12 protein-coding genes are annotated in these 15894 nt (G+C 68.6%); 11 read left to right on the top strand and 1 reads right to left on the bottom strand.

The features are described from left to right. Positions 1–8 precede the first annotated feature (8 nt). The 11 genes from SFB74_RS23825 to SFB74_RS23775 all read left to right on the top strand — a co-directional run bounded on the left by SFB74_RS23825 (position 9) and on the right by SFB74_RS23775 (position 15307). Positions 9–1547: an ABC transporter ATP-binding protein gene (locus SFB74_RS23825; RefSeq protein ID WP_432726782.1), complete on the top strand. Its 1539-nt coding sequence runs from the start codon at positions 9–11 to the stop codon at positions 1545–1547. Then, positions 1540–2688 carry an ABC transporter permease gene (locus SFB74_RS23820; protein ID WP_432726781.1) on the top strand — a complete coding sequence of 383 codons (1149 nt, stop codon included), beginning with the start codon at positions 1540–1542 and terminating at the stop codon, positions 2686–2688. Before SFB74_RS23825 ends, SFB74_RS23820 begins: the two co-directional genes overlap by 8 nt. Before the next feature lie 2 nt (positions 2689–2690). Further along, positions 2691–3611, top strand: coding sequence for an ABC transporter permease (locus SFB74_RS23815; protein WP_432726780.1), 921 nt, complete (start codon positions 2691–2693; stop codon positions 3609–3611). A 49-nt stretch (positions 3612–3660) separates the two neighbouring features. Continuing rightward, on the top strand, positions 3661–4833 hold the full coding sequence (locus SFB74_RS23810; protein WP_432726778.1) for a BMP family ABC transporter substrate-binding protein: 1173 nt from the start codon (positions 3661–3663) through the stop codon (positions 4831–4833). Between the two features lie 320 nt (positions 4834–5153). Continuing rightward, positions 5154–9191 carry a TOMM system kinase/cyclase fusion protein gene (locus tag SFB74_RS23805; RefSeq protein WP_432726776.1) on the top strand — a complete coding sequence of 1346 codons (4038 nt, stop codon included), beginning with the start codon at positions 5154–5156 and terminating at the stop codon, positions 9189–9191. Between the two features lie 18 nt (positions 9192–9209). Next, on the top strand, positions 9210–9992 hold the full coding sequence (locus tag SFB74_RS23800) for a BMA_0021/BMA_0022 family TOMM bacteriocin (RefSeq protein WP_432726775.1): 783 nt from the start codon (positions 9210–9212) through the stop codon (positions 9990–9992). Between the two features lie 94 nt (positions 9993–10086). Next, a complete protein-coding gene (locus SFB74_RS23795) occupies positions 10087–10857 on the top strand; it encodes a class I SAM-dependent methyltransferase (RefSeq protein ID WP_432726773.1) in 771 nt (256 codons plus the stop codon). Further along, the gene (locus SFB74_RS23790) at positions 10850–13063 is read left to right on the top strand and encodes a TOMM precursor leader peptide-binding protein (RefSeq protein WP_432726772.1); all 2214 of its coding nucleotides are present in this window, start codon (positions 10850–10852) and stop codon (positions 13061–13063) included. The genes SFB74_RS23795 and SFB74_RS23790 overlap by 8 nt, the downstream gene beginning before the upstream one ends. 22 nt (positions 13064–13085) lie before the next feature. After that, positions 13086–14030: an FHA domain-containing protein gene (locus SFB74_RS23785; RefSeq protein WP_432726771.1), complete on the top strand. Its 945-nt coding sequence runs from the start codon at positions 13086–13088 to the stop codon at positions 14028–14030. A gap of 113 nt (positions 14031–14143) precedes the next feature. Then, complete coding sequence (locus SFB74_RS23780; protein WP_432726770.1) at positions 14144–14803, top strand: hypothetical protein; 660 nt, start codon at positions 14144–14146, stop codon at positions 14801–14803. A gap of 132 nt (positions 14804–14935) precedes the next feature. Further along, positions 14936–15307 carry a hypothetical protein gene (locus SFB74_RS23775; RefSeq protein WP_432726769.1) on the top strand — a complete coding sequence of 124 codons (372 nt, stop codon included), beginning with the start codon at positions 14936–14938 and terminating at the stop codon, positions 15305–15307. Positions 15308–15428: 121 nt separating this feature from the next. Here SFB74_RS23775 and SFB74_RS23770 read toward each other — a convergent pair whose 3' ends face one another. Continuing rightward, the gene (locus tag SFB74_RS23770) at positions 15429–15821 is read right to left on the bottom strand and encodes a nuclear transport factor 2 family protein (RefSeq protein ID WP_432726768.1); all 393 of its coding nucleotides are present in this window, start codon (positions 15819–15821) and stop codon (positions 15429–15431) included. Positions 15822–15894 lie beyond the last annotated feature (73 nt).

The following is a 15894-nucleotide window of genomic DNA, read 5'->3' as shown; positions in this document are numbered from 1 at the left end:
AACCCGGCATGACAACCCCCAGACTCCAGCTCGCGAACATCACCAAGCGGTATCCCGCGGTGGTGGCGAACAGCGACATCTCCCTGAGCGTCGCGCCCGGCGAAATCCACGCCGTGCTCGGCGAGAACGGCGCCGGCAAGTCGACCCTGATGAAGATCATCTACGGCTCGGTGAAGCCCGACGAAGGCACGGTGATGTTCGACGGCCAGGCCGTCAGCCTGCGCAACCCGCAGCAGGCGAGGGCGCTGGGCATCAGCATGGTGTTCCAGCACTTCAGCCTGTTCGACACGCTCACCGTGGCCGAGAACGTCTGGCTGGGCCTCGACAAATCGCTGCAGCTGGCCGAGGTCACGCGCAGCATCACCGCCAAGGCCAGCGAATACGGCCTCGACATCGACCCCTCGCGCCCGGTGCACACGCTGTCGGTGGGCGAGATGCAGCGGGTGGAGATCATCCGCGCGCTGCTCACCAACCCCAGGCTGCTGATCCTCGACGAGCCGACCTCGGTGCTCACGCCGCAGGCGGTGATCAAGCTCTTCACGGTGCTGAAGAAGCTGTCTTCCGAGGGCTGCAGCATCCTCTACATCAGCCACAAGCTGCACGAGATCCAGGAGCTGTGCAGCGCCTGCACCGTGCTGCGCGGCGGCAAGGTGACGGGGGTGTGCAATCCGCAGAACGAGAGCACCCAGTCGCTGTCGCGTCTGATGATCGGCAGCGAGCCGCCGCCGCTGCAGCACCGGCCGGTGCACGCGGGCGCGGTGGCGCTGCGCGTCGACGGGCTGTCGCTGGCGCGAGAGGACCAGTTCGGCGTCGACCTCGACGGCATTTCGTTCGAGGTGCGCGCGGGCGAGGTCGTCGGCATCGCCGGGGTGTCGGGCAACGGCCAGAAGGAACTTCTCTACACGCTCTCCGGCGAGGACGTGCGCGCCGAGGCCGCGATGGTGCGGGTGTTCGACAAGCCGGCCGGCCGGCTGCGCCCACGCGCCCGCCGCGCGCTGGGACTGCATTTCGTGCCGGAAGAGCGGCTGGGCCGCGGCGCGGTGCCCACGCTGGGGCTCGCGCACAACCTGCTGCTCACGCGCGGCGAGGCCGTGGGCCGGGGCGGGTGGATCAGCACCGGCGCACTGGAGCGGCAGGCCAAGGCCATCATCGAGCGCTTCAAGGTCAAGGCCGGCGGGCCGAAGGCGGCTGCGCGCTCGCTCTCGGGCGGCAACCTGCAGAAATTCATCGTCGGGCGCGAGATCGACGCAAAACCGAAGCTCTTCATCGTCTCGCAGCCGACCTGGGGCGTGGACGTGGGCGCGGCCGCGCTGATCCATGCCGAGATCCTGGCGCTGCGCGACGCGGGCTGTGCCGTGCTGGTGATCAGCGAGGAGCTCGACGAGCTGTTCAACATCAGCGACCGGCTGCACGTGATCGCCAAGGGGCGGCTGTCGCCCTCGATCGACCGAGCGGCTGCGACGCTGCCGCAGATCGGCGAGTGGATGAGCGGCTTGTGGCAGGGCTCGCAAGGCGCAGGCAAGACCACGGAGGCGGCCCATGCTTAAGCTGGAACCGCGTCCGGAGCTTTCCCGCTTCTGGAGTTATGCCTCGCCGATCCTGGCGCTGCTGATCACCGTGCTGATCGGCGTGGCGCTCTTCGCCGCGCTCGGCAAGGACCCGGTCAAGGGCCTGCTGGTGTTCTTCTACGAGCCGATCAAGAGCGGCTACGCCATCGGCGAGCTGATGGTGAAGGCGACGCCGCTGCTCATCATCGCGCTGGGGCTGGCGGTGTGCTTCCGCTCCAACGTGTGGAACATCGGCGCCGAAGGGCAGTTCGTGTTCGGCGCCATTGCGGCGGGCGGCGTGGCGCTGCTGGCCGACAAGAACACGGGGCAGTGGATCGTCGTGGCGATCCTGCTGGCGGGCATTCTCGGCGGCATGGTGTGGGCGGGCATCGTCGCGTTCCTGCGCGACCGGTGCAACGCCAACGAGATTCTCGTGAGCCTGATGCTGGTCTACGTGGCCACGCTGCTTCTGGGCTACATGGTCTACGGGCCGTGGAAGGACCCGCACGGCTACAACTTCCCGCAGACCAAGACCTTCGAGGCGGTCACGCAGATCCCGCGCCTGTTCAAGGGCTCGCGCGTGAGCATCGGGCTGGTGATCGCGCTGGTGGGGGCGGGGGCGCTGTGGGTGTTCCTGTTCCGCACGCGCGCGGGCTTCGCGCAGCAGGTCGGCGGGCTGGCGCCGGCGGCCTCGCGCTATGCCGGCTTCTCGGCGCGTCGCGCGGTGTGGGTCGCGCTGCTGACCTCGGGCGCCGCGGCCGGACTGGCCGGTGCGCTCGAAGTGGCCGGGCCGCTCGGCCAGCTCACGCCCTATGTGCCGGCGGGCTACGGCTTCGCGGCCATCATCGTGGCCTTCGTCGGTCGGCTGCATCCGGTGGGCATGATCTTCTCGGCCATCCTGATGAGCATGTTCTACATCGGCGGCGAGCTGGCGCAGTCGCGCCTGGGCCTGCCCAAGTCGCTCACCGGCGTGTTCCAGGGGCTGCTGCTGTTCACGCTGCTGGCCTGCGACACGCTGATCGCCTACCGTATCAAGCGCAAGGCGGCTGCGAAGGCTGCTTCCTCCATGACCACTGCCTCGCTGCAGGCGAGCACGCCCATTACCGCACCCGTCGCGCGTGCCACCGAAGGGAGCAACTGACCATGGAAAGCTACGCACTCCTTCTGGGCTCGACCCTGAGCGCGGGCACCGTGCTCGCCATCGCGGCGCTGGGCCTGCTCATCAACGAGAAGGCCGGCATCGTCAACCTCGGCGCCGAGGGCATGATGCTGTGCGCCGCCATCGCTGGCTTCGCGACGGTCGTCGTCACGCACAACCCCTGGCTGGGTTTTCTCGCCGGCATGGCGGCGGGCGCGCTGCTCGCGGCCTTCTTCGGCGTGCTGGTGATCTGGCTCAACACCAACCAGTACGCGACCGGCCTCGCGCTGAGTCTCTTCGGCGTGGGCTTCTCGGCCTTCGCCGGCATCAGCTTCGTGCAGGCGAAGCTGCCGGAAAGCGCCTCGTATGCCATTCCGGTGCTGGGCGACATCCCGCTGGTCGGGCCGGCGCTGTTCCGCCATCACCCGATGGTGTATTTCGCGGTGGTGCTGACCTTCGGGCTGATCTGGTTCCTCTACCGCACGCGCGCCGGGCTGGTGCTGCGCTCGGTGGGCGAGTCGCCCGAGTCGGCGCATGCGCTGGGCTATCCGGTGCGGCGCATCCGCTTCATGGCGGTGATCGCGGGCGGTGCGCTGTGCGGGCTGGCGGGCGCGTACCTCTCGACCGTCTACACGCCGCTGTGGGTCGAGGGCATGGTGGCCGGCCGCGGCTGGATCGCGCTGGCGCTCACCACCTTCGCCACCTGGCGGCCGGTGCGTGTGCTGCTGGGCGCCTACCTGTTCGGCGGCGTGTCGATGCTGGGCTTCCACCTGCAGAGCAGCGGCGTCGACGTGCCGGCGCAGTTCCTCAGCATGCTGCAGTACATCGCGCCGATCGTGGTGCTGGCGCTGATCTCGCGCAACCCGGCCTTCATCCGCGCCAACATGCCGGCTTCCATCGGGAAACCGTTCTACCCCGGCTCATAATCGCGTTTTTCGTTTTCCCGCCAACCTGTCCTTTTGAGGATTTCCGACAATGAATGATCTGAACAAGCGCTCCCTGCTCAAGCTGGCTGCCCTCACGGCGGTCGCTTCGGCGGCCCTGATCGGCTGCGGCAAGAAAGAAGAAGCGGCAGCACCGGCCGCGGCACCCGCGCCGGCCCCGGCACCCGCCGCTGCGGCTCCGGCTCCGGCAGCGCCGCTGAACATCGCATTCGCATACGTCGGCCCGGTTGGCGACGGCGGCTGGACCTTCGCGCACGACAACGCCCGCAAGGCGCTCGAGAAGGAATTCGGCGACAAGATCAAGACCACCTTCGTCGAGAGCGTGCCCGAGGGCGCGGACGCCGAGCGTGTGTTCCGCGACATGGTCGGCCAGGGCAACAAGCTGATCTTCGGCACCACCTTCGGCTACATGGAGCCCATGCTCAAGGTCGCGGCCGACAGCAAGGACGTGAAGTTCGAGCACGCCACCGGCTACAAGACCTCCGACAACATGCGCACCTACGACAGCCGCACGTACGAGGGCGCGTACATGGCCGGCGTGATCGCCGGGGCCATGACCAAGAGCAACACGCTGGGCGTGGTCGGCTCGGTGCCGATCCCCGAAGTGCTGCGCAACATCAACAGCTTCACGCTCGGCGCGCAGTCGGTGAACCCGAAGATCACGACCAAGGTCGTGTGGGTGAACGAGTGGTTCAGCCCGCCGAAGGAAACCGAGGCCGCCACCGCCCTCATCAACGGCGGCGCCGACGTGCTGTTCCAGAACACCGACTCGCCGGCCGTGCTCAAGACCGCGCAGGAAAAGGGTAAGCGCGCCTTCGGCTGGGACTCCGACATGACCGCCTACGGTCCCAAGGCCCACCTGGCCTCGGCCACCATCAACTGGGCTCCGTACTACATCAAGGCCACCCAGGAAGCCCTGGACGGCAAGTGGGCCACCGGCCAGGCCTGGTGGGGCGTGAAGGAAGGCGCGATCGACCTCGTCTCCATCGCCGAAGACGTGCCGGCCGAAACCAAGGCCAAGGTCGAGGAAGTGAAGAAGGGCCTGAAGGACGGCAGCTTCGTGATCTGGAAGGGCCCGATCCTCGGCCAGGACGGCAAGGAAGTGGTCGCCAAGGACGCGGTGGCCGACGACAAGTTCCTCTCGGGCGTGAACTTCTACGTCAAGGGCGTGGAAGGCAAAGTGCCCGGCGGCGACAAGAAGTAAGGCTCGCCCCCAGGCTGCGCGGGCACTTCGTGTCCGCTGCGCCAACCCCCTGCCGGGGGCAACATCTGCGGCCCGGCGAAGCCGGTTCCGCGGAGTTCACGAATGGACTCGCGTTGTGATGTATTTCACACATATACACCGAAAAGTTCTAACAACCCGCACGTGTTGCGGGTTTTCTTTTTTTGAGGGGTTACCCACCTGAAACCTCTCTGCCTCCGCTAAAGTAACAATTAGTGTCACTATTGCGTACCGTCGCAGGGCGGAACGCAGCCGAGGCGAGTCCCGGAGGACCATCAACGCTCCATCACGACGAGACTGAAATGCAGGACGCAGTCACCAATCCCACGCATCCGGCGTTGCAGCCGAATCTGCCCGATCCGCTGGAGATTCCCGGTTACGAGTTGCTGGAGGAGCTGGGCGCTGGCGGCTACGGCACCGTGTATCGCGCGCTGCAGAAGAGCACGGGCACCGTGGTCGCGATCAAGGTCGTGAAGCTGCAGGTCGGCAGCCAGCGCGTGGCGCGCTTCCATCGCGAGACGAAGCTCTGTGCCTCGCTGCACCATCCGCACATCGTGCAGCTGCTCGACAAGGGCGAGCAGGGGCCCTGCGTCTACGGTGTCTTCGAGTACGTGCCGGGCGAAACGCTCACCAGCCTGATCCGCCGCAAGGGCGCGCTCACGGCCACCGAGACCGGCCACCTGATGGCGGAAGTGCTGGACGCACTCGACTGCGCGCACAGCGCGGGCATCGTGCACCGCGACCTGAAGCCCGACAACGTGATGGTCACGTTCACTGGCGCAGTCCCGCACGCGAAGGTGCTCGACTTCGGCATCGGCACCGTCATTCCCTCGAACAGGGGCGACGAGTTCCCCACGCTCACGATGACCGACGAGGCCCTGGGCACGCCGGCCTACAGCGCGCCCGAGCAGCTTCGCGGCGAGCCGCCGGGCGTGAAGTCCGACCTCTACGCATGGGGCCTGATGTTCATCGAGTGCCTCACCGGCGCGCCCGCCATCCGCGGCGCCTCGGCGGCCGAGATCCTTCACCAGCAGCTGAGCCCGCAGGAAGTGCAGCTGCCTGCCGAGATCGCCGGCCACCCCGTGGCTTCCGTGCTGCGCCAGGCCCTGAGGAAGAAGGCGGCCGACCGCAGCGACTCCGCCGCCACGCTGCTGGCCGAACTCGGCCGCCTGCGGCTGGACGACCTCGTGGGCGTGCTGCGCTCGGCCAAGCAGGCACAGGACGACGCTCTGGCGCAGACCGTGATCACCACGCGAGGCTTCTCCGAGAAACGCCAGCTCACCGTGCTGTGCTGCAGCGTCTCGGTATGGCCCGACGCCGCCGACGACGAGAGCGCCGACGACGCCCTGCCTTCCGACATCGAGAACCTCGAGCTGCTGCAGCGCAACGAGCTGGCCCTGTTCTCCGAAACCGCCACGCGCCGCGGCGGCCTGCTTGCGGGCACGCTGGGCGACCGGATGATCGTGCTCTTCGGCTACCCGCACGCCAGCGACACCGACGCGCGGCAGGCCGGCAGGACGGCCATGGAGCTGATCGCGCTGAGCCGACAGCGCTCGGCCGCCATCGAGCAGGAACATGGCGTGCACCTCGGTATCCGCATGGGCATGCACACCGGCATGGCCATCGTCGCCGCCGGCGAAATTCCCTCGGGCCATGCCGTCAACGTCGCGGTGCGGCTCGAAGGCGTGGCCGACACCGGCACGCTGCTGGCGAGCGAGAGCAGCTACCGGCTGCTGAGCCGCCACGCGCGCTTCGACAAGGCCGGCACCGTCACATTGCCGGGGCAGTCCGGCGGCGTGCAGACCTACCGCCTCGGCGGCGAACAACAGGCGCCGGCATCCGATGGCTTCGCCGAGCAGGCGCTGCACAAGGCCTGCATCGGCCGCGAGCCCGAGCTGCAGCAACTGCGCTCGGCCTGGACCCGGGCCCGCGAAGGGCAGGGCGGTGCGGTGTGGATTCGCGGCGAGCCGGGCATCGGCAAGTCGTGCCTCGCCGACGTGCTGCGCGAGCAGGTGGCCAAGGAAGGCCTGCAGACCGTGGTCGCGCAGTGCCAGCCCGAGAACCAGAACAACGCGCTGACGCCGTTCCTCGCTCTGCTGCGCCAGCGGCTCGACGCCGCCCCCGACGCTGCCTCGCCCGACGCGCGGCGCGAGTACCTGCGCGAGGCCCTGCACGCCGCCGGCTGCGACGGCGAGGCGGTGCTGCCGATCTTCTGCGCGTGGCTTGCCCTTCCGCTGGGCGATCGCGCGCCAAGCCAGATGTCGCCGCCGATGCAGAAGGCGCTGCTGCTGCAATCCACCGCGCAGTGGCTGCTGCACATGGCCGAGTCGGCGCCGCTCCTGCTGCTGCTCGAAGACGTGCACTGGGCCGACCCCACGACCATCGAGTTCGTCGAGCAGCTGATCGCGCAACTGCCGCAGCGGCGCGTGCTGCTGGTGCTCACGGCGCGCCCCGAGTGGGTGAAGCCCGATGCCGTGCAGGCCGAGTGCATCGAAGTGCGCCGGCTCGAGGACGCGCAGGCCGCCGAGCTTGCGCGCCAGGCGCTGGCGCCGCGCGTCGTCGCGCCGCAGGTGATCGACAACGTGGTGCAGCGCACCGACGGCGTGCCGCTGTTCATCCAGGAAATGGCGCGCATGATGCTCGACGCCTACCTGGTCGAGAAAGACAACGTCTGGGTCTTCAGGGACACGGCGCAGCCGGCGGCCATTCCGGTCACGCTGCGGGACTCGCTGGTCAGCCGCTTCGACCGGCTCGGCCCCGTCAAGGGCCTGCTGCAGCTCGCCGCCACCATCGGGCGCCAGTTCGAGGCGGAGCTGCTGTGCGCCTGCTCGGGCAAGACCGCCGAGGCGATGGACAAGGACATGGCCGTGCTGCTCGATGCCGGCCTCGTCGCGCCGGCCGGCCAGCCGGGCAGCTTCATCTTCCGCCACGCGCTGATCCGCGACACCGCCTACGAGAGCATGCTCGTCGCGCAGCGCCGGCAGCTGCACCGCAACGTCGCGCAGACGCTGATCGACAGCCAGCCGCAGCACGTGGCGAGCGAGCCGGGCAGCGTGGCCCAGCACTGGGCCGACGCGGGCGAGCACGCGCAGGCCGTGGCGCTGGCGGTGCGGCAGCTGCGCATCACGCAGCACCGCTCGCTCAACGACGAAACGATTTCGTACGCCCAGCACATCGACGGCTGGATGGCGCAGCTTGAAGGCGAGGCGCAGCGCGAGGCGCGGCTGGACGTGAACAGCTACGTCACGCAGGCCATGATGAACAAGTACGGCTGGGCGCACGCGCAGGTGGTCGACCGCATCGCGCTGTCGCAGGAGCTGCTGTCCGACGAGGTGCCGCGCGAGAAGCAGGTGCAGCACCTGTGGACGCTCATCACCTTCCACCACGTGGCGAGCAACCGCGCCGAAGTGCAGCAGCTGAGCAACCGCCTGCTCGACCAGGCCGTGCAGCAGCAGGACCAGGGCGTGTTCGTCGCCGCGCAGACCTACCTCGGGCTCGCGCACTATTCCGACGGCGACTTCGAGCGCGCCGAGCAGTCGCTGACCGACGCCGTCGAGCGCTACAACCCCGAGACCCACGCGCACCATGCGGCCGACTTCGGCTTCGACACCCGCGTGTGGGCGACCACCGGACGCGCGCTGGTGCGCTGGTTCGCGGGCCACGACGTGGCCGCGCGCGCCGACGCCACCAACGCGGTGCGCTGGGCCCGTGAGATGTCGCACATCCCGTCGCTGAGCATGGCGCTGCTCTACCAGAGCCTGGGCCATCAGGGCCGCAACGACAAGGCGCGAGCGCTGGTGAGCACGGGCGAGCTGCTGGGCATCACGCAGCGCTACGGCCTGCCGGCGTTCCAGGGCTACGCCGAGATCATCCGCTGCTGGGCCACCGGCGACGTCGACAACATCGCGCAGGCCGACGGCTGGGTGCAGGCGCTGTGGGGCATGGGCTGCCGCTACTGCCAGACCTACTACCGCGCCTTCGCCGCCGACACGCTGGCCGCCAACAAGCGCTGGGACGAGGCGCTGGAGCGCATCGACGAATGCCTGCGCATGACCGACGAGCTGAAGGAAGGGCTCTACCGGTCGGAGCTGCACCTGCAGAAGGCCCGCTACCTGCAGGCGGCGGGTGGCGACCGCGACGCGGTGGCCGCGTGCTTCGCCAGGGCCGCCGAGGTGGCGCGCGAGGGCGCCAAGCACAGAACCGAATACGAGGCGCTGGCGGCGATGCAGGCACTGGCGGATTCCGCCTCGCCCGACATTGCTGCGCGCCTGAAGAATCTGGCCGAGCTGCGGCCGGAGTTGTCCGCGCGCGTGCCGACGCATGCGCCGATTTCCTCTTGAACCAAGGATGAAGTAACCATGACCTTCCAAGTCCAAAGCGGTGATCCGCTGCTCGAGTTCCGCCTGGCCTACCTGCGCGCCATCGCCCGCTCGTGGCAGGACGACGCCTACCGTCGCGACCTGCTCGACCAGCAGGACATCCAGCCGATGCTGCACCGCGACTTCGGCCTGCCGACGGCTTGGCCCCAGCTCGACGTGTCGCTGTTCCAGAGCCCCGATCCGGCCCAGCGCGCCGAATGGAAGCCGATGCTCACCTCCGGCTGGGTCGGCCCCGACGACTCCTTCGTGATCGTGCTGCCGCAGGCACCGGCGTCGAACGCCACGGAAGCCCTGGCCGCCTACTACCAGCTGTTCCCGAACTTCATGGGCGCCTCGGCCGCCTTCGAGATTCCTCCCGGCATCGTGGGCGGCGCGCTGCCCACCGGCCTGGGCATTCCCGGCGGCAATGAAGGCTCGCTGCTGGCCTTCGGTGGCGTGGTGCTGCGCGCGATCGCCATCGCGTGGCAATCGCCCGAGCTGCTCTATCAGCTGACGCGCGATCCGGAGACCGACAAGGCCAACGTGCTTAGCCAATGGCTGGGCTACAACAACCCGTTCAACTTCAAGATCCTGTTCACCACCAACTCGGCCCTCACCTGGGACGCGACGAAGTGCGAATGGAACCTGAAGAACGCGGACGGCACGCTCATCAAGAACGCCATCCGCCTGAACTACCCGACGGCACCGGTGGAAGAGAGCATGCGCGCCGTTGCGCTCACCTCGTACAACAACACGGGCGACCCCTATCCGTTCACCTGCTGAGTCCGCTGCAGGGCAGGGGCCGGCCGCAAGCGCGCTGCAGGGCGCCACGGCCACGCTCCTGCTGACGCTGGCCGCGCGCGCCAATTCCGGCGCCGTGGCCGATGCGTCGGTGTTTTCCGATCCCGAGGCACGGCGCATCGCCGCGTCGCTGCCTTTCGACATCTCGGCCTACGCGGCCGATCCGGCCTTCGTGCGCAGCATCGTCCTGCGCGCGGCGCTCTTCGATCGCTTCGCGGCCGGTTTCCTCTCTACCCATCCCGACGCCCTGTGCATCACGCTGGGCGCCGGGCTCTGCACGCGCCGCAGCCGGCTCGCAGCCGAAGCGGTGGCGCGCTCGCGCTGGCTGAACATCGACCTGCCCGATGCCATCGAGCTTCGGGCGCAGCACATTCCGCGCGACGATGAAGGCGGGGGCCAGAGCGACCTCGCCTGCTCGGTGCTCGACCCAGGCTGGCTCGACGCCGCCGGCCTGCCCGGCGACCGGCCGGTGCTCGCCATGCTCGAAGGCGTGTGCCCCTACCTGCCGCAGGCTCCGCTGGAGGCCCTGCTGCGTGGCCTCGCCGGGCGCTTCGCTCAAGGCGCCGCGCCGTGCGTTGTCGTGCTCGACCATGTGCATCCGGTGCTCGCGGCGCAGTCGATGGCCGTGGGCGGCATGCGGCTGCCCGTGGTGTCGGGCTTCGAGAACGCCGCGCAGATCGCGCGCCTGCATCCGTCGATGCGGGTGCTCTCAGAAGACCATATCTACGGACAGTTCTCGGAGAAGCACCAGCTCTTCGAGGCCGCGTTCCGGGCCACGACGGGCGCATCGCCCTACGGCGTGGTCCGGCTCGCCCTGGGACAGCAAGGACCGCAAGACGATGCATGACGGCGCGGCGCCCGACTACTTCGGTAGCGTCTTCCGCTGGCACGACAGGTTCCTGCCGCCTGTTGCGTTGAAGGACCGCCTGCTGCTGGCCAGCGAGAACGATCTTCTGGTGCTGGGCTCGCCCGGCGTCATGGCCCTGGAACGCGTGCTGCGCGAGGGCGTGAGCCTCGCCGAACATTGCCGTACCGACGCAGCCGTGGCACACCAACTCGCGCAGATGCTGCATGCGCTCGAGACGCTGGCGCGCCAGAGGCTGGTGCGGCCCGCTGCAAACGCAAACGCAAACGCAAACGACGACGCGGACTTGTGGCTCGTTCCCGACTATTCGGCCGTGCATGGCCGCACGGCTCTTTCCGATCGCGTGGACGTGATCGCGCTGTCGAAGGCGGTGAACGACGACGCCGCGAGCCGCTGGGCACAGGCGCTGGCGCTGTCCGCCGGCACGGAACTCACCGTCGTCTTCTGCGACGACTATCTCGACCCCCGGCTCGCCGCCATCGACGCGGAACAGCGCGCTTCGGGCCGCCCGTGGCTGCTGGTCAAGCCGACGGGCGAGCAGGCGATGGCCGGCCCCGTCTTCAGGCCGCGCGCGGATGCGGCAGAGGCTTCCGGCCCCTGCTGGCACTGCCTCGCGCATCGCTGGCTCAGGAACCGGCCGGCGCGCGCCTGGTGGCAGTCGCGGCACGGTAACGCAGAGAACGGCGCGCCGGTGCGAGCCGGCGCGGGGCTCGTCGGCGAACGACTCGACCAGCTGCTTTCCATTGCGCAGCAGATCGTGGCCCACACGGACGGAGCACAGGTGCGGACGCTGGATTCGCCCCAGCCGCATTTCGTGGCCGTCCGCCCTCAATGCCCGCACTGCGGAGTGCCGGGGCTCGTGGCGCGGCGGCAGCGCGAGCGCATCGTTCTGGCGCCCGGCCTGCCCACCGCGAGCCACGACGGCGGCTGGCGCACCGTGCCGGCCTCGGTCACGGTGGAGCGGCTGATGCGCCACGTCAGCCCGCTCACCGGCGCGGTCTCGCGGATCGTGCCGCTGAATGCCGAGGCCGAGGGCGCGCTGACGGTCTATCGCAGCGAAATCTTCAGGACGCCGCCCATGGGCGACGACGAACTGCCCGGCGCGCTGACACAGGTGTGCCTCGGCAAGGGCATGTCGATGGAGCAGTCCCGCGCCAGCGCGCTGTGCGAGGCGGCCGAGCGGCATTCCGCTTTCTTCCAGGGCGACGAGGCCTGGGTGGTCGCGCCCGACGCCGAGCTGGACGCGCCCTGCATCGATCCACGGGCGCTGGCGCTCTTCAGCGAGCGGCAGCGCGAGCGCTTCGGCGCGCACAAGCCGCCGCATGCCGTGGCCCCGCCCGTCGCGCCGCAGGAAACACCGTCGTGGTGGACGCCCGCTTGGTCGCTGACCGCCGACGAGCGCCGCTACCTGCCGCTGGCCTTCTGTTTTGCCAACGCGCCGGCGCAAAGCCAGTTCCACGCGGGCTGGACGTCGAACGGCTGCGCGGCAGGAAACACGCGCGAGGAAGCCATCCTGCAGGGCTTTCTCGAACTGGTGGAGCGCGATGCCGCCGCCGTCTGGTGGTACGGGCGGCACCGCAGGCCGGCGATCGGGCTCGACAGCCTGCCGGGCGAGATCCTCCAGCGCATCGAGCGCACCTGCGGCCCGCGCTGGGAGCGCTGGGTGCTCGACATCACGCACGACTTCGGCATTCCGGTGGTGGTCGCCGTCGGCCGTCACCTGGACACGGGCGCGTGGGCCATCGGCTTCGGCTGCAGTCCCGACCGCGCCCTGGCCTGCGAGCGGGCGCTCACGGAAATGAGCCAGCTGATCGCAGCGGGCAAGAGCTTCGCGGTGCCTGCCACGGGTGGGGCGGATGGGGCGAAAGGAGAGGAGCAGGGCGCGCCAGGCTTCCTGGTGCCGGCGGGCACGGCGCCCTCATCTGGTGCATCGGCCGCGCGCACCGACATCGCCGGGGAGATCCGCCGGTGCGTCGGCATTGCCGCCTCGCTCGGGCTGGAAACCATCGTCCTCGACCACACGCGCCCCGACCTTCCCCTGTGCACGGTGAAGGTGGTGGTGCCGGGCCTTTGCCACATCTGGCCGGAGCTTGGCAATCCGCGCCTGTACCGCGTGCCGGTCGCCCTCGGATGGCGCGACACTCCTGTGCGTGAAGGCGACCTGAATCCGCAGGCGCTGTACGTCTGATACCGCGAAGGAGAAACAACCGATGGCCATTTTCAGGAACAAGCTCGACCGGCGCGCCACCGTGCTGCGGCCGGTGCATGCCTTCGGTCGGCGCGCCTCGGTCTGCCAGACCGTGCTGCAGGCGCCGGACGTGTCGCAGGTCCACGCGATGGTGCGGTGGAACCGGCATTCCTGGGAAATCGTCGACCAGAGCCGCAACGGCACCACGCTCAACGGCGAGCGTCTTCCGGCCGGCCGCTGGACGCCCCTGCCCGAGGGCGCCGAGGTCCGCATGGGCGTGGGCGACGAGGCGATCTGGATCGTGGAAGACCTCGCGCCGCCCACCACCTGCCTCTTTCCCGTGGAAGGGGGCGGCGCCCAGGTGGCGCTGAACCTGCGCGAGAACCTGGTGCCGGACGAGCAGCAGCCCGAGGCGAACGTCTATTTCCAGGACGGCAAGTGGATGCTGGAGCACATCGAGGGCATCGAGCACCTGAGCGACGGCGCCATGGTGCGCACCTCGGCCGGCATCTGGGAGTTCGTGCTGTGCGACGACCTGGCCTTCACCTCCGAGACACCGATAACGTCATCGGCGCCGATGCCCACGACAGCGGACGTCGCGTTGCATTTCGACGTCAGCCAGAACGAGGAGCACACGAGCCTGAACCTGCTGGCGGAGGGCAAGTCGGTGCCGCTGGGCGAACGCATCCATCACTACACCCTGGTCACCCTGGCGCGGCTGCGCCAGAAGGACGCGCAACGGGGCCTCGCGCCCCAGAGCCAGGGCTGGATCGGGCTGGACGAACTCTCGCGCATGCTGGGCGTGGAGCCCTCCTACGTGAACATCCAGATCTTTCGCGCCAAGCACCAGATCCTGAATGCGCTGCCGCCGCACCTGGCCGAGCCGCCGCTGGTCGAGCGCCGGCGCGGTACGGTGCGCCTGGGCAACTACCCCTTCGAAATTCGTGGCGGAGCGCAACCTCTGTAATCGTCTGTAATTCTCATCGCTCCCTGCGCTCCCTAGAGTGACGTCCAGACCGGTGCCATCGTGGCCCGGACTGTCGCCAACCACTCTCTGTTTGTTTCATTCGGGAAGCCGCCATGGGAATGATCTATTCCGTCACGGTCAACAACCATGCAAGCCACTCGGCTTACTTCATGGTGTTCCAGAACGACCCGACGCAGCTGGCGCCGAACGCCCTGTCGCTGGCCTGGTTCGCCAGGTTCTCGAATCCGGGGCCGACCTCCCGCGTCAAGTTCCAGTGGAGCGTCGACGTCGGCTTCGCCTGGGCTGAAACGGGCGACCTTCAGCCCGGCGTGCAGTTCACCCCCACCGAGACCTACGAGCCGAGCGGCTCCAACAACAAGATCACGCTCGACTGCAATCGCACTTATCAGTTCATGAACCCCGCGCGGGGGCCGGAGCAGTCGCGGCTTTATCTGGCCCAGTCGACGGCCATCCCGGCCAAGTCAGCTGCCGCGGTGGGCGTGACCATGGGGGGCAGCACGGTGTATGCGGTGCAGGCGCGCTCCGGCCAGAACCTGACCTTCTCGCCGCATCCGAAGTACTTCATTGCCTACGGCGACTACGAGGAAGGCGACGTGATCGACGTGAGCGCGATCAACAACCCCCTGGAGCTGCCGTACCCGCCTGGCGTCTACGCACTGACGACCACGCTGAACGCGGACGGAAGCTGGGACCAGCCGGAGAGCCTGGCCCATTCCAACGCAAGCCGCCTGCGCCTGCTCGCCGCGGCCTGAGTGCAAAGCCTGTCACACGCCTTGTGGCTTCGTTGAGGACAACGACCATGAAGAAAAGCACCCGCCATCCTGCCCCCCGGGCCACATCCGGCGAAATGCCGGCGGCCGTCATCGAATTTCAGGAGTCCGGCCATGCACATGCATCAAGCAACCGTTGAACGAGTGGCCATGCGGCGCGTGTGCCTGGTGCCCCAGGGGGGCCGTCTGGAGGATTCGCAGGTCGACTGCCTGCCGATGGAGGAGGAGGTCTGGGAGCGCGGCTACACGCTGGTGATCGACGAGGTCAAGCGCGGCCTGCTGCAGGACTTCTGGAAGAACTATTACGGCGCTTCCGCCGAGATGGCGATGTCGGGCAACCGGCTGATGGAGCTGCGCAAGGACATCATGGCGATCACGCCCGACTGCCTGGGCGAGCCGGCCGTGTTCCAGTTTCTCGTGCAGCTGACCCGCATGTGCGTGCGAGCGTACAGCCAGCAGGGCACCCTGCAGGTCGTCGCGGAATAAAAAGCTCTCCCCAGTCTTCGCGCACTTCGTGGCGCTTCGCCGCCCCCTCGCCGAGGGCGACACCTGCGGCCGGCAGAGCCGGTTCCGCGGTGTCCCGCAAATGGGGCAGGGGCGTTGCAGGCTAGGAGCCAGCCGCCTGCAGCTGGGCGCCCATCTTCTGGTGGATCAGGTTCACCGCCTTCAGCGGGCGCAGCATCACCTTGAACTCGGTGATCCTGCCCTCGTCGTTCCACTTCATCATGTCGACGCCGTTGATCTGGATGCCGTCCAGCTCCAGCGTGAACTCGAGCACCGCGTCATGCTCCGACCTGAGCTCGCGCACGTAGCGGAAGCTCTCGTTGAAGAAGACCTGGAACGCCGCCGCCAGGTACTTCTTCGTGATGCGCTTGCCGGCCTGGGGCGTGTGCACCACCGGCGAATGGAAGACGGCGTCGTCGTCGAGCAGGGCATCGAGCCCCGCCACGTCGCGTTCCTTGACGAGCCGGTGCCAGGTGGCGAGGGTGTCGATCGGCATGGGTCTCCTGAAGCTGTTGTGGTCGATGCCCGCCATTTGACGCACGCGCGGCGCCCATGGCAAGGCGTCGCGC

This window comes from Variovorax xiamenensis (assembly GCF_050916385.1).
In the GTDB taxonomy this organism is placed as follows: Bacteria; Pseudomonadota; Gammaproteobacteria; order Burkholderiales; family Burkholderiaceae_C; genus Variovorax.
Note: the sequence above shows the minus strand (reverse complement) of the source record. Positions and strands in the feature narration are given on the sequence as shown.

Coding starts and splice junctions, on each gene's coding strand:
- SFB74_RS23785 (WP_432726771.1), top strand. CDS start 13,086: ATGGCCATTTTCAGGAACAAGCTCGACCGGCGCGCCACCGTGCTGCGG.
- SFB74_RS23805 (WP_432726776.1), top strand. CDS start 5,154: ATGCAGGACGCAGTCACCAATCCCACGCATCCGGCGTTGCAGCCGAAT.
- SFB74_RS23825 (WP_432726782.1), top strand. CDS start 9: ATGACAACCCCCAGACTCCAGCTCGCGAACATCACCAAGCGGTATCCC.
- SFB74_RS23780 (WP_432726770.1), top strand. CDS start 14,144: ATGGGAATGATCTATTCCGTCACGGTCAACAACCATGCAAGCCACTCG.
- SFB74_RS23790 (WP_432726772.1), top strand. CDS start 10,850: ATGCATGACGGCGCGGCGCCCGACTACTTCGGTAGCGTCTTCCGCTGG.
- SFB74_RS23775 (WP_432726769.1), top strand. CDS start 14,936: ATGCACATGCATCAAGCAACCGTTGAACGAGTGGCCATGCGGCGCGTG.
- SFB74_RS23770 (WP_432726768.1), bottom strand. CDS start 15,821: ATGCCGATCGACACCCTCGCCACCTGGCACCGGCTCGTCAAGGAACGC.
- SFB74_RS23800 (WP_432726775.1), top strand. CDS start 9,210: ATGACCTTCCAAGTCCAAAGCGGTGATCCGCTGCTCGAGTTCCGCCTG.
- SFB74_RS23820 (WP_432726781.1), top strand. CDS start 1,540: ATGCTTAAGCTGGAACCGCGTCCGGAGCTTTCCCGCTTCTGGAGTTAT.
- SFB74_RS23810 (WP_432726778.1), top strand. CDS start 3,661: ATGAATGATCTGAACAAGCGCTCCCTGCTCAAGCTGGCTGCCCTCACG.
- SFB74_RS23815 (WP_432726780.1), top strand. CDS start 2,691: ATGGAAAGCTACGCACTCCTTCTGGGCTCGACCCTGAGCGCGGGCACC.